The following is a 23405-nucleotide window of genomic DNA, read 5'->3' on the forward strand; positions in this document are numbered from 1 at the left end:
ATGCTGGCTGCGGAGCGGTATGATCGGATTGTCGAGATGGTTAATGAAAGCGGAAGCATGCGTGTGTCCGAGCTAAGTGATCGCTGTAAGGTAACCGAAGAGACCATTCGCCGCGATCTGGATCGGCTGGAGCAAGCCGGGCGATTAAAACGCTCCCACGGAGGTGCTGTGAGCATCAAGGATGATCAGCCGGAGATCCCGTATCGCGTGAGGGAAACGACCCATGCGGAAGAGAAGAAGCGAATTGCTCAGGCAGCCCTTGCCATGATTCGCCCCGGGGATCGAATACTCCTGGATGCCAGCACCACTGCAGGTTATATGGCTGCGAACATGCCGGATATTCCGCTGACGGTGTTAACCAACTCGATTCAGGTAGCGACTGAACTTAGCAGCAAGGACAAAATAGAGGTGATTTCTACCGGGGGCCAGTTGGCACAGCGTTCGCTATCGTTTGTCGGGCCGCTCGCTGAACGTTCACTGGAAACGTATCACGTTGATAAACTGTTCTTGTCCTGCAAGGGGGTCCATCTGGATGGTGGCGGAATTAGCGAATCCAATGAACTGCAAGCCAGGTTGAAACAAAAAATGGTCGGCATCTCCGACCAGGTTATTTTGCTCGCAGATGCCAGCAAGTTTGGTGTGCGAGCGTTCGCCAAGGTAACCGGATTGAATGCGGTTCATGCGGTCATACTCAATGAGCAGCAGGATGGTGATCTCATGAAACGATTGAAGGACTATGACATCCAAATTACGACTGTATAAGCATATGGGCACGTGGTCAGCTCGTTCTGCTTGATACCTAGTGTTAACTACAATAAATCAATTACTAATTGATTATGGGAGCGTGTATTTATGAAGGTCTCCTTGTTCATTACCTGCCTCAGCGATGCCATCTACCCGCGTGTCGGAGAAGCGATGGTCAGACTGCTTGCCGCTCACGGCGTTCGGTTGGAATTTCCACCTGTCCAAACCTGCTGTGGTCAGCCTTCTTATAATAGCGGGTATTGGGATGAGACGAGAGTGGCAGCCAAAACGATTCTGGAAGCGTTTGACGACAGCGATTTTGTAGTCTGTCCTTCGGGGTCTTGCACGTATATGATTCATCATTATCCCGAGCTGTTCGCGGATGATCCGGTGTGGCTCGAAAAGGCGAAACGGCTGGAAGCAAAAGCCTATGAATTTACGCAATTTCTGGTGCAGGTGCTCGGGATAACGGATCTGGGCGCACATTTCCCTCACAAGGTTACGTACCATCCATCGTGCCATGGCAGCAGGCTGCTCGGGGTGAAAGACGAACCGATGGCGCTGTTGTCTGCAGTGAAAGGGCTGGAATTTGTACCGCTTCCGTATGGAGAGGATTGCTGCGGGTTCGGGGGAACGTTTGCTGTAAAAATGTCCGATATATCTGGCGCCATGGTTACCGAGAAAGTGGATCATATCAAAGAGACCGAAGCCGAGGTGCTTGTTGGACTGGATATGGCGTGTCTCATGAATATCGCAGGCAATCTGCGTTACCGGAATGAACCGGTGCGTGTCATGCATTTGGCGGAATTACTGTATGAGGGGGTGCAAACAGGATGAGTCAGCCTGGTGTAATGGATGTGTCTGTCAAGAAGCGTGCGGAACTCGCGCTCAATGATGATTTTCTGCGCAAAGCCGTCAAGTTTACAACAGAGCGTCTGCGGAACGGAAAGAAATCCGCTTCGGAGGAACACGGAAACTGGGATGAATGGCGGGAACGGGGCCGCCAGATTCGACTGCACACAATCGCATATCTGGATTATTATCTGAATGAATTCGTCAATAACGCTCGTGCTAACGGTGTCCATATCCATTTTGCAGATACATCGGCCGAGGCAGCCGCAATTGCCCTTGATATAGCGGCCCACAATGAAGCTGCGTCCGTGGTCAAATCCAAATCAATGGTGTCGGAAGAAGTACATCTGAACCATGCGCTTGAATCTGCAGGCATTGAAGCTATTGAGACCGATTTGGGTGAATATATCATCCAGTTGGCTGGGGAAGCCCCCTCACATATCGTTATTCCGGCGATTCACAAAAATCGTTATCAGATTGCGGATTTATTATCAAAAGAAGCAGGGGAAACCCTTGAACCGGATACAACCGTGCTCGCCGGGTTTGTACGCAAAAAGCTGCGCGAAAAATTCCTCGAGGCTGACATCGGGATGACGGGCTGTAACTTCGCCATTGCGGAGACAGGCTCCATGGTGCTGTTCGAAAATGAAGGCAATGCCCGTATGGTATCCACTGTACCGAAGACACAAATTACCTTGATGGGAATGGAGCGTATCATTCCTTCCTGGACCGATCTTGAAGTGATGGCCACGCTGCTGCCGCGTTCCGCGACAGGACAAAAATTGACCATGTATATGTCAGGCATCACCGGGCCGCGCCGAACAGCAGACGGGGATGGTCCTGATGAAATGCATATTATTATCGTGGATAATGGAAGATCCCTGCAGCTTGGCGATCCTGAGTTCCAGGAACTGCTGAATTGCATACGCTGCGGAGCCTGTCTGAATGCTTGTCCGGTATACCGTCATATAGGCGGTCATGCCTATGGTGGTACCTACAGCGGTCCGATTGGCGCGGTGTTGACCCCAGCACTGAATGGAAATATAGACGAGTGGAACGACATTGCCAGTGCTTCGAGTTTGTGCGGGGCCTGTTATGAGGCCTGTCCTGTCAAAATACCTTTACATGATATGCTCGTGTATTTACGCAGACGCAAGGTTGAAGAAGGCCACGGAAACAAGCTGGAGGGAGTCGGCATGAAGGGATTTGCCGCAGTGGTGTCCAGCTCCAAACGTTTCAGTGCTGCTATTCGTCTGGGCCAGCTTGGCCAGAAGGCTGTTGTACGCAATGAAGGAATCTCCCTCAAGCTTGGTCCGCTCAAGGGCTGGAACACATACCGAGTTGCACCGAGCCTGGCCAAACGTTCATTCCGCCAGCAGTGGAGTAAGCTGGATCAGGAACTGAATCAAGATCCAAAAGAAATGGATAGCAACGTCCGCAACCGGATGGAGCACATTTTGCGAGAACGGGAGCAAGGAGGCGGCAGACATGAGCACTGAGCATCAGCAGTGGCTGAACCAATTGGAGAAGCGGTCGCGCGAGAAACAGGAAAAGTTCATGAACGGTATTGCTACCAAGCTAAGAAGGCCCCGCCAAAATCATGCGCCAACGCAGCCTTTTCGAGGTGCGCCGTCATTCTGGAATGAACTGGAATGGGATGAAGAGAAACGTATACAGGCATTTACCGATAACTTTGTGAGTGTGGGTGCTCACATTGCTCGGGTGAAGAATCTGGAGGAAGCATCCACCTTTATAACAACGAAAGCCAATGAACTGGGAGCAAAGTATGTGATTCGTCAGAACGAACAGGATCTGGATGAATTGCAGCTTGAAGCAGAGCTGCCGGAAGTGCAGATTTCCGTATGGAACAGCAAGCCGGATGAAAACTGGAAAGCCCGGGCCGCAGAGGCCGATATTGGGGTGGTCATGGCGGATTATGCGACTGCTTACACAGGTTCAGTTACGGTACTCTCTTCACCGGAGAAGGGACGTGCTGTGAGCCTTCTGCCAACCGTATTAATCATAATCATTCCGGTAGAACGCCTGCATACCCGTTTAGGCGAGACACTGAATCGTTTTGATGAAGCAGGAAGAGAGAACCTTCCTGCAGGTATTCATTTTATTTCCGGTCCCAGCCGGTCTTCCGATATCGAAAACGATCTGACGATTGGCGTACATGGTCCGGGTGTAGTATACGGCCTGATTATGGGGTAAAGTGAACGTCTGAATCTTCCGAATTTATCAATTTTCTAATAACCCAGCACAGCAACTGTCCATTGGAGTAGATCCTTTCTCTGCTCAGGTCAGTTGTTTTTTTTGCATACTTTCACGAGGTGTAATAGATGTTAGCTATTAAGTTGATATGTTTTATATATTTCATCTATAAGAGGAGCGCAGATATAATTTAGGTCAAGAACCTATTTTAGTCTACATCTTATGGGAGGCGCTATCTATGAAACATATTTATTCTTATCAAGTTTCTTCAAAGGATGGACATATTGCTGATTTATCAAGGTTTGAGGGAAAGGTCCTGCTCATTGTCAACACTGCCAGCAAGTGCAGCTATTCCAGACAATTTTCGGAGCTGCAGCAGCTCTATGACAAGTATGGCGAACAAGGCCTGGAAATTTTGGCGTTTCCCTGCAATCAGTTCAATCATAAAGAACCGGGTAATAATGCAGAGATCACCGAATATTGCAAAAGCAATTTTCATGTGACCTTTCCGATGTTTGATAAGATCGAGGTTACCGGAACAACAATTCACCCGCTGTTTCGTCATCTGGTCGAAAAGGCTGCATTCCAGGGATATGATCTTGAAACGGAAGAAGGTCGGTGGATGGATCATTTTGTAAGGGAAAATCATCCTGCATTGTATGACGGGGACGGGATCAAGTGGAATTTTACCAAGTTTTTAGTCCGAGCGGATGGCGAGGTTAGTAACCGCTATGAAACGACAGTTGAACCTTTGATGATGGAAACGAAAATCAGGGAACTGCTGGAGCAACGCTAGTTTACATGGTGAAGCTGCCGTGTAAAAATCAAGAGTGGGCAAGGCCTGAATAGGTTTCAGGCCTAGAGACCACCTAGGCCAATGAGCAGGGGCGACCCCATGGTCCTATGACTTTGAGACTGTTGAAGATTGGAACTGGAAATGTTAGGGTAAACGTAAGATAACGAAGCACCTCATTTTTTTTACTCAAAAATGACTGATATACCAAATTGGTCAGTTGGTTCTATTGTGTTTTATCATGATTTGAATCAAATGTGAGTACTTGTAGAAAATGATGGTATACCTATTTATTTGAATTCTGAAGTTAACAGAGCCATGATTCATGATCGGGTCGACCATATGAGTTGGAATAGGAGTGAAGAAGATGTCGCCAATGTCAGTACCCCAGCCCAAAACCTTTGGACCACTGGGTAACTTGCCACAATTGAACTTTGATGAACCGGTGCAATCATTGGTTAAGCTTGCTGAGGAATACGGACCGATCTTTCGAATGGAATACCCTGGACGGAGTGAGCTGTACATTTCGGGTCATAAGCTGGTTGCCGAGGTGACGGATGAATCCAAATTCGATAAGCGTGTATGGGCACCGCTTGCGAAAGTTCGTGCGTTTGCTGGAGATGGATTATTTACAAGCTGGACGGATGAGCCCAATTGGAAAAAAGCGCATAATGTGCTTCTGCCCAGCTTCAGTCAGCGTGCCATGCAGGGATATCATAATAAAATGATCGATCTGGCCGTGCAGCTTGTTCAGAAATGGTCTCGGCTGAATCCGGATGAAACGGTGAATGTACCCGATGATATGACACGTCTAACGCTGGATACGATCGGGTTATGCGGATTCAATTACCGGTTTAACAGCTTTTATCGGGAAGAACCTCACCCCTTTATTACAAGCATGGTACGCGCTCTGGATGAATCCATGAGTTCGCTGCAGCGTCTCCGTCTTCAGGACAAATTGATGATTAGCAAAAAGAAACAATTTGAGCAGGATATTCGCTCCATGTTCGCGCTGGTCGATCATATTATCGCCGAGCGCAAAGAGCAGCCTCAGGAGGGCGCAGACGACCTATTATCCCATATGCTGAGCGGTAAGGACCCGGAGACGGGTGAAACACTGGATGACGAAAATATCCGCTACCAGATCATTACGTTCTTGATTGCAGGACATGAGACAACGAGCGGACTTTTATCCTTTGCCATTTATTATTTAATGAAAAATCCGGATAAACTGGCTAAGGCACAAGCCGAGGCTGACCAGATTCTGAAGGATCCGGTTCCTACGTACAATCAGGTTCGGAGCCTAAAATATATCCGCATGGTACTGAACGAAGCACTTCGTCTGTGGCCAACAGCTCCGGCGTTCTCCCTCTACGCCAAAGAAGATACTGTGCTCGCCGGAGAGTATCCGTTAAAAAAAGGGGACAGCGTTAGTGTGCTCATTCCCAAGCTGCATCGTGACCGCGATGCCTGGGGCGACGATGTGGAAGAGTTCCGTCCGGAGCGATTTGAGGATCCAAGCAAGGTGCCGCACGATGCATATAAACCTTTTGGTAACGGTCAGAGGGCGTGTATTGGGCAGCAATTTGCACTTCAAGAGGCCACGCTGGTGCTGGGCATGGTTTTGAAACATTTTGACTTCATTGATCATACGGATTATCAGTTGAAGGTGAAAGAGACCTTGACGCTTAAGCCGGACCATTTCACCATCCGTGTTCGTGCCCGTGGTGGGCAGCCTGTCATGGCTGTACCGGGTGTAGCGTTGGAAGAGCCAGCTCCTACTGTCAAACGAAAAGAGCTGGACACGGCAAATGCCCATCATACCCCGATGCTTGTTCTGTACGGTTCCAACCTGGGTACTGCGGAAGGCATTGCACGTGAGATTGCAGATACTGCGCGATATCAGGGCTTTCGTAGCGAAGTAGAGGCACTGGATAATCGGGTAGGCAACCTGCCGAAGGAAGGTGCCGTCATTATTGTTAGTGCATCCTACAACGGTCAGCCGCCAAGCAACGCCAAGAATTTTGTGGAATGGATTCAGCATGCAGAAGCCAATGCTTTTGAAGGAGTACGCTTTGCAGTTCTTGGTTGCGGGGATCATAACTGGGCCAGCACGTATCAGCGTATTCCGCGTTTGATTGATGAACAGCTCTCTTCCAAGGGGGCAACCCGGTTGTCCCCACTTGGCGAAAGTGATGCCAGCGGAGATTTCGAGAAGCAGGTTGAGGACTGGAGCGAACAATTGTGGCCGGATCTGGCACAGGCGATGGGATTGAAGCTGAACAGCAGCTCGGGCAGTGAGCGCAGCTCGTTGTCCGTGCAATTTGTTAGTGGGCATGCGGTGACGCCGCTTGCTGATACGTACGATGCCCATGTGGCTCACGTGTTGGAAAATCGGGAACTTCATGATGCTGGCAGCCTCCGGAGCACGCGTCATCTGGAGATTCAGCTGCCAGAAGGCATGACTTACAAGGAAGGCGATCATCTGGGAGTTCTCCCGCAAAATCCACCAGAACTCGTGGAACGTGTACTCAAGCGTTATGGTTTTACGGGTACGGAACACCTGGTTTTGGATGCATCCGGTCGAAGCGCTGCGCACTTGCCACTGCATCAGCCGGTTAATCTGGTTGACTTGCTCAGCCACAGCGTGGAATTGCAGGAGGCAGCAACACGTGCCCAGCTGAGAGAGCTGGCAGCATACACCGTATGCCCGCCGCACAAGAAGGAGCTTGAAGCACTTCTGGACGAATCCGTATATATGGAAGAAGTGCGGGGTAAGCGCGTATCGATGCTGGATTATCTCGTCAAGTATGAGGCGTGCGAAATGCCGTTCGAACGCTTCCTCGAACTGCTGCCTTCACTCAAAGCGAGATATTATTCCATCTCGAGTTCTCCTCGGGTACAGCCAGAGCAGGCCAGTATTACGGTCAGTGTGGTTCGAGCTCCGGCTTGGAGCGGACAAGGGGAGTATAAAGGTATTGCGTCCAATTATCTGGCAAACTTGAAACCGGGTGAAGAGGTGGTTATGTTCGTTCGAACGCCTGAATCCGGGTTTGAATTGCCATCTGATGCAGAAGTACCCGTTATCATGGTGGGTCCAGGAACGGGGGTGGCACCATTCCGTGGATTCCTGCAAGCAAGACGGGTTCTGAAGGAACAAGGACAGAGCGTGGGCGAAGCTCATTTGTACTTTGGATGCCGCAATCCGGAGCATGATTATTTGTATAAAAATGAGCTTGAAGCGGCACAGCAAGAAGGACTTGTCCAGCTTCACACAGCCTTTTCCAGAGTCGATGGACAGGATAAATGTTATGTTCAGCATCTGATGAGGGATGACGCGGAAAAACTGATTCCTCTGCTGGAGCAGGGCGGGCATCTGTATATTTGCGGAGACGGCAGCAAGATGGCTCCTGATGTGGAGGCAACACTCAAACAGGCATACACTGACATTAGTGGCAAGCCTGTAGATGAGGCAGATGCATGGCTCGAACGCTTACAGCAGGAAGGTCGTTATGCCAAGGATGTATGGACAGGGCTATAATCAGAATAACTCAAGTAGAGTCGAATACAGTGTTCATTACATGGATAAGCTTTAATTAATGAACTTCGCGGTGAGACACAGAGAAATTCTGTGCTCACCGTTTTTGCCGTGAAGCGCTAAGCAGGCAAATCGATGCAGGTTGCGTTATAATGATATGGGCCGTATGGATTAGAGGAACAGCGCGGATTAACGTGTCTGACTTTTCTTCTTGATTGTTGGACGATGGATGGATTCGATCTGACTCAGGGGAAACAGGATGCGGGAAGGGAATTTGCCGGTTCCCTGCAGCTCCAGATAATCAAGTCCCACGCCAACCAGCCGGATATTTCGAAAAGCATTTTTGGATGGGAACACGGTGCGAATGCCGACTCGAACACCCCGGCGTGTCTGAGGTGTATCAAACACACGAATGGACAACAGGCTGAGCGGAATAAACAGTTGTCGATTTACTTTGATAAAATGGCGAGAATACACCCGTTTGATCCGGCCTGGTTCAAGTCCTGACCGCGGTGTATTGAGCTCGGCCAGATGTCCCTGCAGCTCCGCCAGACGCTGTTGCAGCGTTTTGCCTGTATGGAGATGATGCCACTTCATAAGTCATCCTCCGTTCTCCGTTTATACCTACTATATGAACGGATCAGGTCAGGTGGTGAGCAATTGCCTGCCCATGTTTTATCGTATTGGCACATTATTTGAGATATAGGGAGTGATTTCAATGAACGTGGAACTGAGTAAAGATTTGGTCAAGGATGACCGCGGAAATTACTATATTGCGGTGCACAAGGAAGGGAAAGAGTTAACACTCGTCAATGCGTTTGTGGAGTCATCCTTTACCCCCGAATTCATATACAATGAAGAGTTTCGTAATCGGCACAAGGAGAACGAGGGCGGGTTTCTAGGCAAAATTGCAATGGACCTGCTGCGGCATGACGTGGTCATGGGATTAAAAGAAATTGACCGCAAACTGTTCAATTTGTCGGAAGTAGAGCAGGAATACAACGTAAGTTTCATTGATACGATTGAGTTTTATCGCCACCCGTCGTGGCAGCGAAAAGCTTAAGTGAGTCTGTTTCGCTATAGCATCATAAACCGGGAGAAATGGACACCCTCTCCGCGGTAATGGACATGCTTTAGATAAGCAAAGGCGCAGGTGCATGGAGACTTCTCCGCACTTGCGCCTTTTTACTATTGGTAGCTTGGATAGATCATGCCAATATCCCGGACGGTTTGCAAACCATCCCCAGTGAAGCACTGCATCTCATTTCCTTTAATTTGAATCGGAAGGGATTTCCCCTGATAGGTAAGCTCGCCCTCAATCGTTCGCACGCTCATTCCGGTGATACTTTCCAGCCTTCCATCACGATCGGTGATCACCCGGATACCAGACGGAGCCTGAATATGAATGCTGCCTTTTCGATAGACCATCATCTGATCTGAGGTATTCACCAGTTCAAACGGTTGCCCGTCAACCGTTCGGCTGTAGGCCGTACTCCCGGCAACTTCTTCGCCATGGTCCATGGCTGGGGGAAGAAGTCCGGTAAACCACAGCTGGTCTGAACCGACAGGCATAATGCCGCATAACCTTTCCACAAAATCAAGTAGACACAGGATAGCCGGGGAGTAGGTTTCCGTGAAGCCTTCTTCACCGGTCCATGGACTAAGGGTTTGAGCAAAACGCTTCGCTCTGGATAAAACAGCCAGGATCGGATTCAGCACCCATGTCAATTCCACATAGCGATGGTGATGTTCGAAGGCATGGGGAGCCCGAATGAGGCTCAGGAAATTAGACGGCCCACCCCAGCTGTTATAGGTGGATGAAGGGTCGAACCTGGGATCATCCATGGCTAGGGACGTAAAGGGATATCGGGCAAAAAACTTGCTTGTGTTGAGCAAATATCTTTGCAGCAGCTGGTCAAACAGATGTTGGTCACCCACCTCACAGGCCATCACGCGCAGCAGCACATCCGATTGAACTCGAACAAACTTGTCATTGCGATCACGATCATAAAAGAACTGATCTTCTTTGTCATAACAGTTGCGAAAGAGTCGCTCCAGACTGAATTCAGCTTTTGCTTTCCATTCCAGACCCGATTCGCCAAGCTCCTCTGCCATACGGGACAAATACATACGCTGGCAATAGATATTGGCGGTTAAATCGGGTGCCAGGAAAGGCAATATTGGAGAGTCCGGATGGTAGGCACCTGGATCGTTCTGGTATGGCGTATCGGGCACATGCCAGAACCTGGGTGATAGATCATGTCCGGTATCAAATGTGCTGAAAGCCTCTACACATCCGGTTCCCCGGGTATCCCGGTGCTTCGCAATCCATTCGTCATAACGTGTCATGGCTGTATACATCGTACTCAGGAAACTCCGGTCCTTACCATGAAGCTGATAGTGATTCCATACACTTCGTGCAAGCGGAGTAACCAATTGAATCTGACGGAAGGAGGGACCAGTTTCTGTCAGTTTGTAAGGAAGTAATCCATCCTCCCGCTGATGAGCTGCGAAGCTTAGATAGGTTGCTCTGGAAACGGAAGGAAGCAGGCGGGAGAGCAGTTCTGCGTTAATTGTGCCCGTGCTCTCCAGCCAGCAGCCGAGATAGATGCCTCCTTCCTGGAGAACAGGATCTCCGCTTCTCATGGGTACGATACAGGCCAGCAGCTTCTCTATTGCTGCATAATAAGCCTGTTCCAGGCCTCCTCCCGAAGCGGCAAAACGGACTCCCGATTCCTGCCATTCTAGCAAGATAGCTGCATCTTCCGGCTTACTGGGCTGAACAAGGTTTGGAATGGACATCTGGCGCAGCCGGTTCAATAGTACTTCTGCCATGTTCGCCTCCTAATGGAATGTGTTGGTTATTGCTATTGGTTGGATTCGAAAATCCGGAGCGTACCGCTGTAGAAGCTTGATACCGCCTCCTCAACACTTTTGCGTCCAAATCCGATTTCCTGGGTTGTCGTCTGAGCCAGCTTGGAGAATTCCGCAAAACCAGGAGGGTTATAACTTACGTCAAAAGGCTCCGTTTTGGTGGCTTCAGATACAAAATTGGTATAGTCATAAACGAGTTCTTCAACGGCTCCGGCTTCTTCCTGAAGAAGATTACGATTGGTTTCCGTAACCGGGACGCCGCGGTCATTGCCAAGAATTCGGGCCGCATCCGGATCATTGATCCAGAAGTCCATCAGCATGGCAACCTCTTTGGGATGTTTGGTATTCGCATAGCCTGACAATCCCTGACTGGATTCAAATACCACACCTGTACCCTTGGGTCCGCGCGGAACCGGATGCAGAATGAGCGGATCCTCCGTCAGGCTCTGGAATGCAGCGAGCTGGTTGGACGGAAGCAGGGTCATGGCCGCTTTGCCTGTAATCAGCAGCGATTTGCTCGTGTCATCATGCGGATTGGATACCTGCAATTCAGGTGTGACTACACCACCGTCGGCCGATGCCTTTTCCCAGTATTGGAACCATTCGAGAATGTCCTCCTGTGCAAAACCCAATGTACCGTTGGTCATGTCATACAGCTGTTTGCCACGCTGCTTCAGGTAGATATCCATACCGTCCACCGTAAAGTTATACGTTCCAAATATGCTATCGCCGAGCTTGTCAGAGAGCTCCTTGCTGATTGCCGCATAATCTTCCCAGGTCCAGTCCGTCTCAGGCAGAGGCATGCCAGCTTTTTCGAACAACGCCTTGTTGATTACAATTCCGCGTGCGTTGGCGCCTGCTGAAATATGCTGAAGCTTCTCGTCAAGACGACCGTATTCCACCATGGTGGGATCCATGCCGTCCAGATTCAGTTCATTTCCGACATATGGATCGAGGTTGAGCAAGACATCCTTTTTGGCATAATCAACCACATTGCCACCCAGGAAGAATACATCGGGTGCCGTCCCTGATGCCAGCTGTGTATTCAATTTGTCAAAATATCCGGAGGAAGGAGCGAATTCACCTACAATTTTGATGTCCGGATGTTTTTCCTGAAAGACTTGAAGAGCTTCGTTTGTAATATCTGCCCGTTTCTGATCACCCCACCACATCATGCGCAATTCGACCTGGCCGTTTGATTCGTTACCTTGATCCGTATTACCGCCAGCACCCGTATGATCCGTACCCGAGCAGGCGGTTGCAAATAGCAGGAGTGAGGCGGCCATTCCCATCATGAGTCGCTTAAACATTGTTCATCCTCCTAACGAATATGGTGATTGCGAAAATAGAACTTACTTCAGACCTGTAGTAGCAATGCCTTCCAGAAAATAGCGCTGAAATACCAGAAAGATGATCGTTACAGGCAGCAGGGATAACGTGGACATGGCAAGCAATGCTCCCCAATCGGATTGTCCTGATGGATCAAACAGGGAACGGATGCCCAGCTGTACGGTGAACAGATCGATCTTGCTTAGGTAAATCATCTGGCTGAAGAAATCATCCCAGCTCCAGATAAAGGTGAAGATTGCCGTTGTGATCAATGCAGGAACAAGGAGAGGCACCACGATTCGGAAAAAAATTTGGGATTGTCCGCACCCGTCAATCGTTGCGCTCTCGTCGAGTTCCCGCGGAATGCCGCGGATAAATTGTACCATTAGCAGAATGAAGAAGGAGTCCTGTGCCAGCCACTTCGGCAAAATAAGCGGGAAATACGTATTGATCCACTGCAGCTCGTTATACAGAATATATTGAGGTACAAGTGTTACATGGTAAGGCAGCATAATCGTGACCAGCATGATGCTGAACCACAGCGTTTTTAACTTGAAGCGGAGTCTGGAAAAAGCATAGGCAGCAAGCGAACAGGAGATCACATTTCCCAGTACGCTCATGACCGAGATGAGTGCCGAATTGCCGAAGAATCGGCCGAAGGAAACGCCCTGTAATCCTTTCCAGCCATTCACGTAATGATCCAGTGTGAAGCTGGTCGGAATCAGACTGCTGTTCGTAAAGATCAGCTGGTTAGGTTTGAACGAACTGAAGATCAGCCATAACACCGGGTACAGCATCAGCAGCCCGAGGAGGATGATGACCGTATGTCTTCCGGTCTGAATCAGCTTTCGTTTGAACGGCATATGCATTACCTCCCCTCCTGATTGTCGCCATAGAATACCCAGAACCTGGATGTAAGAAAGACAATTGCAGTGAATATACCGATAATGACCAGCATGATCCAGGCGAGTGCTGAGGCGTAACCCATATCAAAGAACGAGAAGCCTTTCAGATACAGATACAAGGTGTAGAACATGGTCGCATCGAGTGGTCCTCCGCGGCCATCTCCAATGACATATGCCGGTGTGAAGGCCTGGAAGGAATTGATCATGCTCATGATCAGGTTGAAAAAAATGACGGGTGACAGCATGGGCAGCGTGATGCGGAAAAATTGACGCAGCTTGCTCGCACCGTCCACATCCGACGCTTCGTAAAGATCGGCCGGAATCTGCTTCAGGCCAGCGAGGAAGATCACCATCGCCGAACCGAATTGCCACACGGATAAGGTTACGATGGTATAAATGACATAGTCGGGATGTGCAATCCAGGAAGGTCCCGCTATGCCGAACCAGTTCAGAAATTGATTAACGAGCCCGTTACCATCAAAGATTTGACGCCATACAATGGCGATGGCAACACTTCCTCCCAGAAGGGAAGGGATGTAATACACGGTTCGATAAATACCGAGGCCGCGAATGCCTTTGTTTAGTGCCATCGCTACCAGCAGAGCAAAGGCCAGGCGGAGCGGGACGGACAAGAATACATAAAAGAAGGTAAGTCCGAGCGATCTGCGAAATGTATCGTCTTCACTAAAAATTTGCACATAGTTGCTGAGCCCCGTCCACGTGGGCGGTGATAACAGATTGAATTTGGTCATGGATAAGTACAGCGATGCAGCCATTGGCCCCAGCGTTAGACAGAACAGGCCGATCAGCCAAGGCAATAGGAACAAGTAGGCTGTTTTATTTTGCTGGCCGTATAAGGGCGTGGACATTTTTTTCATGATTTGCCTCCCTTCAGGTTAAGAGTGGTTGAACATTCACAATTCCAATCACTGAATCCGCTTACATGATAAGCGGTGAACGTTTTGATAACCTCATCTTACCTGGGAGCCAATGCGGCCGGAATCTCATTTCTTCGGATTCTCACTAGTGATTTTTTCGGATTGAAGCACCCGGTATTCGGATGGACTCATGTGGTGCATCTTTTTGAAGCGAGCGCTGAAATAGCTCGGGGAAGAGAAGCCTGTAAGCTCAGTGATATCCCATACACTCAATTGAGTTTCCTTCAGTAAGCGTGTGGCGTGTTTCATCCGGGTTTCCGTCAAATATTGAATAAATGAGATGCCTGCACCTTCCTTGAACATTTCAGAGAAATACGAAGGGTGATAGTTAAATTGCTCTGCGATGGAGGTGAGCGTAATTTCCTGCATGTAGTTTTCTTCGATATAACCTTTCGCTGATTCGATCATGGTTGCTTCTGTGGTCTCGGGTGGCTGCTGCCCGTCTACAAAATCCTGTGCCCATTGCATCAGCAGCCGTTCAGCTTGTTCGGGAGTCTCCAACCACAGTACCCATTCAGGAGAGATCCAGTGAGATGGTGTGCCATAAGCCTGTCGCATGCAGTCCACGGTGGCAGACTCCATCAGCAGTGAAATTTGCAAAAGACAGCGGATTAAACGGGAAGAGGACCTGTGAAAGGCATCGTCCAGCTCTTTTCGAATCATGCTGCGAAAGGAATCAAGGTCTCCTCGGAGAAGACATCGATGCATGGCGCGGTTGATCTCCTCGGGAATCAGTGGACTGTGATCGGTTACCTCTATAGTCTGAGCTTGCTCAGCCTGACGTCCGGCCAAGTTCCATGCCAGAAGGGAATGAACGTACCCTTCCTTCCATTGTTCTAGTCCTGTCACTGTCAGCCCAATTCCAATCTGCACTTCCATGGTCAGATAGGACATCATCTGTACACGCAGTCTTTCCGAGAACTCATGCTGCACTCCGTCCAAAATCATGAAATGCATGATTCCAGGATGGGCCGTGTCCTGGAATACAAGTGCAGTTCCCGTATAAGATTCAGCAATCTCATGACAGACCATTTGGAATGGGAGGTGCATGTTCTCCGGAATCCGGATTTCAGAAGCAGGAGTATGGATTGTTTCCCGCAAACCTGCAGTCAGGAAGCAGACGTCGGAATGCTGCCATTGTTCCAGATGAAATAATCGGATTCGTTCAGGCAGTGAAGAAGGAGGGAGCTTGTTACCCTTGACGAGATCCATAATAAAGTGTGTTTTCATCTGTTGATAGTATTGGGACAGACGCCATTGGATCCTTTCGGATTCATTCAGAGCCTTGCGTTTCTTATCCAACTCTTCCTTGATTTTGGTCAAGGCTGCTTTCAGTTCTCCGCGGGTTACCGGCTTCAATAAGTAGTCCATGGCATGATTACGAACACCGGCTCTGGCATACTGGAAGTCCTCATATCCCGTGATGATAATGATTTCGATGGATGGATTGTGGGTTCTACAGATGTCGAGCAGCTGCACTCCATCCATGACCGGCATATTCATATCGGTCAGGAGCAGGTCATAGTGTCCCGATTGGAGCAACCGAGCGGCTTCCACTCCGTTGGCGGCCTCACCTGAGATGGCAAAACCCATTCCATTCCAATCTGCTTTCAGTTTCAGGCCTTCACGGACCTCAATCTCATCATCAGCGATCAAAACGTTGTACATGATTTTCCTCCTGTACGGGTAAAACCAGTTCAATACAAGTGCCCTGGGTATCCCCGTTCGTAATATGAATGGCAAAGAGCGAACCATAATGCAGCCGGCACCGGGCAACCACATTGCCAAGTCCGATATGCCAGCTTGCATGGCGAAGCATCGGTTCAAGTTGGGCTGTAACGGTCTCTAAATCCTGCAGTCTAGTGATAATGTCCTGAGGCATCCCCGGACCATTGTCCTTAATCTGGAGCTGCAGGCGTTCCTTGTTCCTGCAGATTCGAATACGCACCTGAGCAGTCGTTTGATAGTTAAAACTGTATTTGACTGCATTCTCGATCAGCGGCTGCAGAATAAACTTGACTATAACGAGGTGATCCAGCCTGCCCGATTCTTGGGTGGAAATATCAAGCTTGGGTCCGAAGCGGGTTTGAAGAATGGAGATATAGTGGCGGACGTAATTAAGTTCCTCGGCCAGTGACACACGATCATCATTCGTATGCATGGAGTACCTCATCATTTTCCCGAGATCCTCAATGACCTGCACCGTGTCGTCTGTTCGGCGCTGCATCGCAAGACTGCTGATCAGTTCCAGTGTGTTGAACATAAAATGCGGATTAATCTGCATAAGGAGAGCCTTATATTCCGCCTGCTGTCGAAGCAGCTTCAGCTCAAATTCATTCTGGATATGCTGTCTGAGCCGGATGATCATGTAGCGAAACGTAGATATCACATAACTAATCTCGCTCTTAACATTCTGGTCTGGGGGAAGCAGGGATTCGGCCTGATCAAATGCACCCCGCTGTACCTGTCTCATCGCCAGAACCAGGCGGGTTAAGGGCTTGGTTACGCCGTAGGACAGCCAGGCCGCAGCACACAGGGACACCAGGATGATGACAATCGTCACCACAAATGTTGTCGTTTGGAGTTTGTGCAGAGAGGAATACATCTCTTTTTCCGGTGCCAGACCTACCAGCATCCAGCCTGTTCGCCCGAGTTTTTTGTATACCATCATGTCTCGTCCGCCCGCTTCATTGGTCAGGTATTCAACGCCTGATTTTGGTGTGCGGTTTCGAATATGTTCGATGTCGGATAGAGTTCCGGCCCCAAGCTCATGAGCTTGTTGGGAGAGGAGGGGCCGACCTTGTTCATTGAGCAGAAAAATGGTGCTGTTGTTGGCCAGATGAATCCGGCTGAGGGGTTCTAGAAAATAAGACTCGCTTACATTGACCTTCATGACATTACGCGTCGTAGCATGATGGAAGGTACCCAGAGGCATAAGCAGGCTGACCACCGGGTTGCCATGGTCCCTGACCCGTTCATGAACGTCGGTATGTGCAGCCAGCCATCGGTCTCCGGATGTGAAGAAGTTCGTATACCATGGTTCTTGCAAAAACGAAGGATCGCCCACGACCTGATTTTCGCCGCCAATCCGAAGCCCGTTTCGCCGATAGATGGACACATCGGAAATGCTGGTATAGCTGTTTGTGGCCTGCGTCAGAAAGCGGCTCATGGCGAGGTTAGCCAGCATTTTCTCCCCCTCGGACAGGTGTGGGTCACTCATGGCATTATCCCAATTTCTCGCCATATCGCTATTGAAGACGAGAGAGGCTACATCATAAATTTGCATTTGTACCATATCGATGTAAGAGCCGTATTCCTCCATTTTCTCGAGAGCAGAGGACTCGATATAGGAACGGATTACAGCCCGGGATTCCGCAAACAACAGGAAGGAGAGCGTGCCGAACGAGAGTACGAACAGGACAAGAATTAAGGCAATTAATCGGCTTTTTAAAGAAAAGAACATCCATTTCCTCCTTCAACTTGGTGATCATTCAATGTTCGCTTTTGGCTCTTAAGAAGAGATTACAAATGGAAAAAAGACCGCGTAAATACGCAGCCTTGAATCATGACCGTTCTAGAATTAACTTTCCATCAAATTAAAACTGAACCAGGCTCTTGATGTGGACCGGCAGCCCGGTTGAAATCGCACGGTTGGCTGCAATACCGGTCAGGATCGATCTTGCTCCATCAATATGGTTGGCAGCACGAGCATACGGATCTTCCGCAGGCTCGCCAAACAGATCATTGAGCAGAACAGGATCGCCTCCGCCATGGCCGCCTTTTTGCTCTTCGACATGCACTTCATATGGGGCATCGAACATGGGCAGCACACGAAGCGTTTTACCGATCAGGGCACCTTCGAGACTTTTGTCCCCGAGTGAATTGACATAAGACTGTTCAACGATAGACATCTCGATCCGTCCTTTGGTGCCGTTAATGGCTATACGGTATCCTTCCCACGGCTGGTAGGCAACAAGGGAATACGTCAAAATGGCTTTGTTCTGATACTGGACAAGCACGCCCATCGTATCCTCAATGTTAATGCCATCTCCGAATACGCTCTGATCACGCTGGTAGCCGTCCTCAGGCTCCGCATCCAGATACATCGCTTTGAGGTGCGCATCCGAATCCAGGTGGAGGGCAAAAGGATCTTCCTTAGCGAGCGGGTTGCCGGTGGCACGGCTGTAAAATTGGGTAACGCCGCGTTCTTCGGCATTCTCACGCCCATAATACATGAGATCGCCGAAGGCAAAGACCGTTTCGGGCTGGGAGCCGATCCAGAAATTGACGAGATCAAAATGATGGGTGGATTTATGGACGAGTAAACCGCCGCTGTTACGTTTGTCGCGGTGCCAGCGACGGAAGTAGTCTGCACCGTGCCGGGTATTGAGCAGCCATTCGAAATGAACGGAGGTTACTTTACCGATGGTATCGTTCATGATCAGCTCACGGATCTTGGTATGGTGGGGAGCATATCGGTAGTTGAAGGTAACCCGGATATTCTGCCCGGTCCGTTTGGCAGCATCGAGGATATCCTGGCATTTGTGCTCATCGATGGTCATGGGTTTCTCGGTCACGACGTCACATCCAAGCTCCATCGCCCGAATAATGTATTTGTGATGCGTACGGTCAACGCTGGTCACAATGACGGCATCGGGTTTCTCGTTCTCAATCATCTGGTCAAACTGGTCTGCTGTATAGGTAGGAACCTGATTGTATTGATATCGTTCTTGCAGCAGTTGATTCGCATAATTCATCCGCGTTTGATTAATATCACAAAAAGCTGCGAGCTCGGATTGTTCACGGAAATTTTTCGCTAATGCTCCATAAAAAAATTCTGCACGGCCACCGGTGCCGACCAGTACATAGCGTTTTTTGCTACCCATATCTATCGCCTCCTTGAATATAGCTCTAGCCTATAACAAGGGAATACTTCTTTCGCCGCATTTTTTGCGTAATCGCTTTCAAACCCCGCTTATTTTGCTATAATCCTTGAAAAGGGGGCTGCTTCATGTCACAGCCGTTTCGAGCGGATTACCACGATTCCACCGGATATTTGGATATTGAATATGATCGCAGGGTGGGCTATTATTCCATGACCGCGGATCATCTCCACGATCATTATGAGCTCTATTATCTCCTGAAGGGGGAACGCATTTATTTTATTAAAGACCGTTCTTACCATGTCAAAGCCGGGGATTTTGTATTTGTTGACCGAAATGCAGTACATAAGACGTTGGAAAGCGGAAGGCCCGATCATGAACGAATTGTACTGTATCTGAAGCAGGATCTTTTTAAAGAGATGAGTATTGCCCCTGCGTTGATGGAGGGGTTAAAGGAGCCATTTGAATGGGAAGTTCCGATGTTAAGGCTTCCATCACCTGTTAGCGATACGGCAGAACGGATCATTCATGAAATGATTGATGAGATGATTCAGCCTAAGGCTGGAAGCAGTCTGCTGCTGCGCCATCGCTCCATTGAATTGCTGCTTCTCGCATATCGCAATCAGGAGCAGGGGAGAGTATATTCTGTCGAGAGCGAGCCGGTCCTGCATCCGAAGACGCAAGCCGTTGTTCGCTTCCTGAATGATAATTATCGGAACCCTCTTACCCTGCCAGAAGTTGCGGCAGAATTCCGAATCAGTCCGCATTACCTCAGTCGATTGTTTAAACAAACCACGGGTTTTACTTTCATTGATTATTTGAATTTACTTCGCGTGAAGGAAGCGCAGCGGCTGCTGCGCGAGAGCGAGGATTCCATTACGGAGATCGCCTGGCGAGCAGGCTTCGGCAACTTTTCTCATTTTGGCAAAGTGTTCAAGCGAACCGTACAGATGTCTCCACGAACATACAGGCAGAGGGATGGGAAGGCGCGTCCATCATAATCGATGTAGCGATTACAGGAACATGCACAGTTCGTCCAAGTAGACCTGATTAAGCCTGCAGGAGCAGGAACTTGTTCAGGTCTTTTCCGTATTTTTTCACAATATGAAGGGTGCTAATCTTCTACCTCATGGGGTTCAAACCGAAATAGGACTCTCATCTGTCTCCGGACGAAGCATCAATTGCAGCTCTTCATCCCGATTACAGACCATAACCCCATTCACAACATCCAGGCGTGCAGCTTGAATGGAGGAACGACGAGCAGGCTCACTTGCATGATCTACTCCTTCAACGCGATCAGGATGGGTGAAGTAGAAAATATAAGCTGTATCATCCTGGACCACTACATCTGCATGCAAACCGATAACGCCATCGTCTTCACGTGTCCCCGGCTGATCGAGAATCATGCTGTTCCATACCCAATTCTCGAGATCATCTGATTGGTATACAGCCTGTCCTCTCCATTCATCCACAATCATCCAGTAGGTGTTATGAAAGCGGAAAACGTTGGGTCCTTCGTGGGCGCGACCTTTAATGACGGGACCGATAACATCCCAGTGGTAAAGATCCGTGCTGTCTGCGGCATAGGTATGAGATCCATTTGCCTCATCTTTGTACCACATCCGAAAGCGACCATCCGGAAGCGGATAAATACAGGCATCAATGACACGGTCTGAGCTGAGCTCCAGTTTGCCATGATATGTCCAGGTCAGCAGATCCGGGCTCGTGTAATGTAAAATGTGGCGGTCATGATCCGGCCAGTCATGCGGCACGCCTTGAATATAACTGACATACATGTGATACGTGTTATCATGCCAGAAAATTTCCGGCGCCCAGAACGTATTATGTCCCCATTCATGTTCCAAACCGGTTAACGTACCACGATAGGTCCACGTCTGTCCTTCATCGGACGATGAGGCAACGCCGAGATCCGTGCCATGAACCCAGGCAAATTTCGGTCCTCCTGCTGTAGCTCTGCGGTTGGTGTAGATTATCCACCAGGTCTGTTCGGCGCGGTTCCATACAACGACCGGATCAGCGGCTCCATCGAAGATAGGGTCACGAAATAAGGGTGCATTCAAGATAACGTCCTCCTTTGAGTAAACAGATTATTTATGTACTTGTTTGTAACTATCGTAATAGAGAACAACAGGAATTACAATATAACGTTTTCAAAAGATTAGAATTAATATATTAATTAATCCTAAACTGGAGATTGCAATGTAGAAGCGTTTTGGATGATCCAATGATCTGATAAATCGTAAGTAGTGGAATTAGAGCATAACGTTACTTCATCAAAGTGACATTCATAGAAACCGAAAGAGTATCGTCCATCATGATCAAAGCGATCATTGCTTAAGCCTAAGATCGAGCGTATATTAATGTTTATCCAAAATAGTAATATATTGATAGGTTTACGCTTAGACATTGTCTCTTGGGAGGGAAAGCGATGATAGCAACGAGATTGAGTGAACTGGGAATTATTTTGCCTGAGGCAAGCGCTCCAGCTGCGAAGTATGCCAATGCAGTTATTGTAAATGGGTTAATGTATGTATCAGGGAAAGGTCCGAATACGGTGGAGCGTGGCAAATTGGGAGAGGACTTCACGACGGAACAGGGATACGAATTTGCCAGAAATGCCGGGATTGAGGTGCTCGCTGTGGTTCAGGATGTGCTGGGTTCACTGGATCGGGTGAAACGAGTAGTCAAAGTCCAGGGTTTTGTTAACGCGTCGGCTTCCTATCAGGAACACCACAAGGTGTTGAACGGGTTTTCAGATCTAATGATGGATGTATTTGAGGAAAAGGGTGTGCATGCACGTTCGGTTTTTGGAGCTGTTTCTGTCCGGGATAACCTCCCGCTTATTGTGGATTCGATATTCCAGGTAGAGGAGTAGGACACTATGTCTAACACGGAACCAACACATCCAATTATGCTATCCTTTCCCGAGCGCTTCGACACAGCTCGTCTCACGATACGAGCTCCTGAGTGGGGAGATGGCGCTGATGTCAACGAGGCTATTCGGGAGAGTGTTGAACAGCTGCGGCCGTGGCTGCCATTTGCCGAAAAGGTACCTTCGCTTGAGGAATCCGAAGCACATGTCCGCAAAGCCAGGTTACAGTTTATGGAGCGGACAGATCTCGTTCTTCATTTGCGAGATAAGCATACTGATGATTTTGTAGGCAGCAGCGGCCTGCATCGTATTGATTGGAATGCATGCTGCTTCGAGATCGGCTACTGGATCAGATCGTCGCGTGCAGGTGAAGGATTAATGACGGAAGCTGTAAGGGGAATTGAGCAATTTGCAATAACATATCTGAACGCTAACCGTCTGGAGATTCGCTGTGATTCTCGGAATGTACGTAGTGCCAAGGTCGCTGAGCGTGCAGGTTACACCCTGGAAGGTATACTGCGAAGTATGCGCCGGGACAGTACAGGTACCCTGGTCGATGTCATGGTGTTTAGCAAAATCAGAGGCAAGGAATTCGATTAAACGCTGGAGGCTAAAGTATGAAGCTAATTGGTCAAGGTCGAACTGCGGACATCTACGCATACTCGTCCAATCAAATTTTGAAACTGTACCAAACTGACTTTCCGATTGAAGCCATCCAGAATGAATTCAGAATTACACAACTGTTAAATGATAAGAAATTACCCGTGCCTCATGCACGGAAAATTATAGTTGAAGGGGAACGTACGGGTATTGTATTTGAACGGATCGAAGGTCAGACGATGTTCTCCATGATGTTCCGTCAGCCTTCAAGCCTTCGAGAACTGGTACATCAAATGGCTGCCAATCATCAGGAGCTTCATACCCAAAGTGATGATGAGAGAGTCCTGCCTTTACAGAAGCAGGTTTTGTCAGGGGCGATTCAGAGAACACAGCAATTGTCTGCACAGGACAAAACCCGGATACTTGATTATCTGACCCGTCTCCCTGAGCGAATACAGATCTGTCACGGTGATTTTCATCCCGATAATGTCATGATGAACGAGATCAAGAACGACTACGATGTTATCGATTGGATGACAGGCATGTCGGGCGATCCTGCAGGTGATGTGGCACGCAGTTGGGTCATATTAACGAGCGCATCGCTGCCAGAGGATGCCGATCCCGCGATACGATTGGGGTTTGAAAGGTCTCGTGATACGATAGTGGAGGGGTACATCAACCATTACTTGCAACTATCAGGCTTAACCTGGCAGGAGATCGAAAGTTGGATTCTGCCCGTTGCAGCTGCTCGCCTGGAAGAGAGTTTACCGGGGAATGAAGCAGAAAAGGTGCTGAAACTTGTGAAGGATCGATTAGACCATCTAGACAAATGAATTGAACTA

20 protein-coding genes are annotated in these 23405 nt (G+C 49.0%); 11 read left to right on the forward strand and 9 right to left on the reverse strand.

Going from position 1 to position 23405, the window contains the following annotated elements; translation table 11 throughout:
- The 6 genes from MHB82_RS12095 to MHB82_RS12120 all read left to right on the forward strand — a co-directional run bounded on the left by MHB82_RS12095 (position 1) and on the right by MHB82_RS12120 (position 8144).
- Positions 1-762 (forward strand): DeoR/GlpR family DNA-binding transcription regulator, encoded by a 762-nt coding sequence (locus MHB82_RS12095; protein WP_095358491.1) that lies wholly within the window; start codon positions 1-3, stop codon positions 760-762.
- A 90-nt stretch (positions 763-852) separates the two neighbouring features.
- The gene (locus MHB82_RS12100; RefSeq protein WP_095358490.1) at positions 853-1581 is read left to right on the forward strand and encodes a (Fe-S)-binding protein; all 729 of its coding nucleotides are present in this window, start codon (positions 853-855) and stop codon (positions 1579-1581) included.
- Positions 1578-3095, forward strand: coding sequence for a LutB/LldF family L-lactate oxidation iron-sulfur protein (locus MHB82_RS12105; RefSeq protein WP_341174751.1), 1518 nt, complete (start codon positions 1578-1580; stop codon positions 3093-3095). Before MHB82_RS12100 ends, MHB82_RS12105 begins: the two co-directional genes overlap by 4 nt.
- Positions 3085-3810 carry a LutC/YkgG family protein gene (locus tag MHB82_RS12110; protein WP_341174752.1) on the forward strand — a complete coding sequence of 242 codons (726 nt, stop codon included), beginning with the start codon at positions 3085-3087 and terminating at the stop codon, positions 3808-3810. Before MHB82_RS12105 ends, MHB82_RS12110 begins: the two co-directional genes overlap by 11 nt.
- A gap of 238 nt (positions 3811-4048) precedes the next feature.
- Entirely contained in the window at positions 4049-4606 is a 558-nt protein-coding gene (locus MHB82_RS12115) for a glutathione peroxidase (RefSeq protein WP_341174753.1), read from the forward strand.
- A 364-nt stretch (positions 4607-4970) separates the two neighbouring features.
- The gene (locus MHB82_RS12120; protein WP_341174754.1) at positions 4971-8144 is read left to right on the forward strand and encodes a bifunctional cytochrome P450/NADPH--P450 reductase; all 3174 of its coding nucleotides are present in this window, start codon (positions 4971-4973) and stop codon (positions 8142-8144) included.
- A gap of 186 nt (positions 8145-8330) precedes the next feature.
- Here MHB82_RS12120 and MHB82_RS12125 read toward each other — a convergent pair whose 3' ends face one another.
- A complete protein-coding gene (locus MHB82_RS12125; protein ID WP_341174755.1) occupies positions 8331-8738 on the reverse strand; it encodes a hypothetical protein in 408 nt (135 codons plus the stop codon).
- Positions 8739-8859: 121 nt separating this feature from the next.
- Here MHB82_RS12125 and MHB82_RS12130 point away from each other — a divergent pair, with 121 nt between their 5' ends.
- Positions 8860-9204 (forward strand): hypothetical protein, encoded by a 345-nt coding sequence (locus MHB82_RS12130; RefSeq protein WP_110822509.1) that lies wholly within the window; start codon positions 8860-8862, stop codon positions 9202-9204.
- Positions 9205-9329: 125 nt separating this feature from the next.
- Here the strand turns inward: MHB82_RS12130 and MHB82_RS12135 are convergent, their stop codons facing one another.
- The 7 genes from MHB82_RS12135 to MHB82_RS12165 form a co-directional block, all read right to left on the reverse strand.
- The gene (locus tag MHB82_RS12135) at positions 9330-10976 is read right to left on the reverse strand and encodes an MGH1-like glycoside hydrolase domain-containing protein (protein ID WP_341174756.1); all 1647 of its coding nucleotides are present in this window, start codon (positions 10974-10976) and stop codon (positions 9330-9332) included.
- Between the two features lie 32 nt (positions 10977-11008).
- On the reverse strand, positions 11009-12325 hold the full coding sequence (locus MHB82_RS12140) for an ABC transporter substrate-binding protein (protein WP_341174757.1): 1317 nt from the start codon (positions 12323-12325) through the stop codon (positions 11009-11011).
- Between the two features lie 42 nt (positions 12326-12367).
- A complete protein-coding gene (locus tag MHB82_RS12145; protein WP_095287782.1) occupies positions 12368-13207 on the reverse strand; it encodes a carbohydrate ABC transporter permease in 840 nt (279 codons plus the stop codon).
- A gap of 5 nt (positions 13208-13212) precedes the next feature.
- Positions 13213-14127, reverse strand: a complete 915-nt coding sequence (locus MHB82_RS12150) for a carbohydrate ABC transporter permease (RefSeq protein WP_153978132.1) — start codon at positions 14125-14127, stop codon at positions 13213-13215.
- A 126-nt stretch (positions 14128-14253) separates the two neighbouring features.
- Complete coding sequence (locus MHB82_RS12155; RefSeq protein ID WP_341174758.1) at positions 14254-15855, reverse strand: response regulator transcription factor; 1602 nt, start codon at positions 15853-15855, stop codon at positions 14254-14256.
- Positions 15833-17650: a cache domain-containing sensor histidine kinase gene (locus tag MHB82_RS12160; RefSeq protein ID WP_341174759.1), complete on the reverse strand. Its 1818-nt coding sequence runs from the start codon at positions 17648-17650 to the stop codon at positions 15833-15835. Before MHB82_RS12160 ends, MHB82_RS12155 begins: the two co-directional genes overlap by 23 nt.
- A 133-nt stretch (positions 17651-17783) precedes the next feature.
- Complete coding sequence (locus MHB82_RS12165; RefSeq protein ID WP_095358478.1) at positions 17784-19073, reverse strand: Gfo/Idh/MocA family oxidoreductase; 1290 nt, start codon at positions 19071-19073, stop codon at positions 17784-17786.
- Between the two features lie 125 nt (positions 19074-19198).
- On the opposite strand from MHB82_RS12165, the gene MHB82_RS12170 reads away from it, so the two are divergent.
- Entirely contained in the window at positions 19199-20071 is an 873-nt protein-coding gene (locus tag MHB82_RS12170; protein ID WP_341174760.1) for an AraC family transcriptional regulator, read from the forward strand.
- 135 nt (positions 20072-20206) lie between these two features.
- Here MHB82_RS12170 and MHB82_RS12175 read toward each other — a convergent pair whose 3' ends face one another.
- Positions 20207-21151, reverse strand: coding sequence for a glycosyl hydrolase (locus tag MHB82_RS12175; protein ID WP_341174761.1), 945 nt, complete (start codon positions 21149-21151; stop codon positions 20207-20209).
- A 368-nt stretch (positions 21152-21519) separates the two neighbouring features.
- Between MHB82_RS12175 and MHB82_RS12180 the strand changes: the two genes are divergently transcribed.
- From MHB82_RS12180 to MHB82_RS12190, 3 genes are read left to right on the forward strand one after another with little or no spacing between them, the layout of a single operon-like run.
- On the forward strand, positions 21520-21966 hold the full coding sequence (locus tag MHB82_RS12180) for a RidA family protein (RefSeq protein WP_341174762.1): 447 nt from the start codon (positions 21520-21522) through the stop codon (positions 21964-21966).
- Between the two features lie 6 nt (positions 21967-21972).
- On the forward strand, positions 21973-22563 hold the full coding sequence (locus MHB82_RS12185; protein WP_341174763.1) for a GNAT family N-acetyltransferase: 591 nt from the start codon (positions 21973-21975) through the stop codon (positions 22561-22563).
- A 17-nt stretch (positions 22564-22580) separates the two neighbouring features.
- On the forward strand, positions 22581-23396 hold the full coding sequence (locus MHB82_RS12190; protein WP_341174764.1) for a phosphotransferase family protein: 816 nt from the start codon (positions 22581-22583) through the stop codon (positions 23394-23396).
- Positions 23397-23405 lie beyond the last annotated feature (9 nt).

This window comes from Paenibacillus sp. FSL K6-2862, from assembly GCF_038005125.1.
GTDB lineage: Bacteria > Bacillota > Bacilli > Paenibacillales > Paenibacillaceae > Paenibacillus > Paenibacillus illinoisensis_A.

Coding starts and splice junctions, on each gene's coding strand:
- MHB82_RS12125 (WP_341174755.1), bottom strand. CDS start 8,738: ATGAAGTGGCATCATCTCCATACAGGCAAAACGCTGCAACAGCGTCTG.
- MHB82_RS12170 (WP_341174760.1), top strand. CDS start 19,199: ATGTCACAGCCGTTTCGAGCGGATTACCACGATTCCACCGGATATTTG.
- MHB82_RS12180 (WP_341174762.1), top strand. CDS start 21,520: ATGATAGCAACGAGATTGAGTGAACTGGGAATTATTTTGCCTGAGGCA.
- MHB82_RS12165 (WP_095358478.1), bottom strand. CDS start 19,073: ATGGGTAGCAAAAAACGCTATGTACTGGTCGGCACCGGTGGCCGTGCA.
- MHB82_RS12100 (WP_095358490.1), top strand. CDS start 853: ATGAAGGTCTCCTTGTTCATTACCTGCCTCAGCGATGCCATCTACCCG.
- MHB82_RS12095 (WP_095358491.1), top strand. CDS start 1: ATGCTGGCTGCGGAGCGGTATGATCGGATTGTCGAGATGGTTAATGAA.
- MHB82_RS12145 (WP_095287782.1), bottom strand. CDS start 13,207: ATGCCGTTCAAACGAAAGCTGATTCAGACCGGAAGACATACGGTCATC.
- MHB82_RS12190 (WP_341174764.1), top strand. CDS start 22,581: ATGAAGCTAATTGGTCAAGGTCGAACTGCGGACATCTACGCATACTCG.
- MHB82_RS12185 (WP_341174763.1), top strand. CDS start 21,973: ATGTCTAACACGGAACCAACACATCCAATTATGCTATCCTTTCCCGAG.
- MHB82_RS12155 (WP_341174758.1), bottom strand. CDS start 15,855: ATGTACAACGTTTTGATCGCTGATGATGAGATTGAGGTCCGTGAAGGC.
- MHB82_RS12110 (WP_341174752.1), top strand. CDS start 3,085: ATGAGCACTGAGCATCAGCAGTGGCTGAACCAATTGGAGAAGCGGTCG.
- MHB82_RS12160 (WP_341174759.1), bottom strand. CDS start 17,650: ATGTTCTTTTCTTTAAAAAGCCGATTAATTGCCTTAATTCTTGTCCTG.
- MHB82_RS12130 (WP_110822509.1), top strand. CDS start 8,860: ATGAACGTGGAACTGAGTAAAGATTTGGTCAAGGATGACCGCGGAAAT.
- MHB82_RS12105 (WP_341174751.1), top strand. CDS start 1,578: ATGAGTCAGCCTGGTGTAATGGATGTGTCTGTCAAGAAGCGTGCGGAA.
- MHB82_RS12140 (WP_341174757.1), bottom strand. CDS start 12,325: ATGTTTAAGCGACTCATGATGGGAATGGCCGCCTCACTCCTGCTATTT.
- MHB82_RS12115 (WP_341174753.1), top strand. CDS start 4,049: ATGAAACATATTTATTCTTATCAAGTTTCTTCAAAGGATGGACATATT.
- MHB82_RS12150 (WP_153978132.1), bottom strand. CDS start 14,127: ATGAAAAAAATGTCCACGCCCTTATACGGCCAGCAAAATAAAACAGCC.
- MHB82_RS12120 (WP_341174754.1), top strand. CDS start 4,971: ATGTCGCCAATGTCAGTACCCCAGCCCAAAACCTTTGGACCACTGGGT.
- MHB82_RS12135 (WP_341174756.1), bottom strand. CDS start 10,976: ATGGCAGAAGTACTATTGAACCGGCTGCGCCAGATGTCCATTCCAAAC.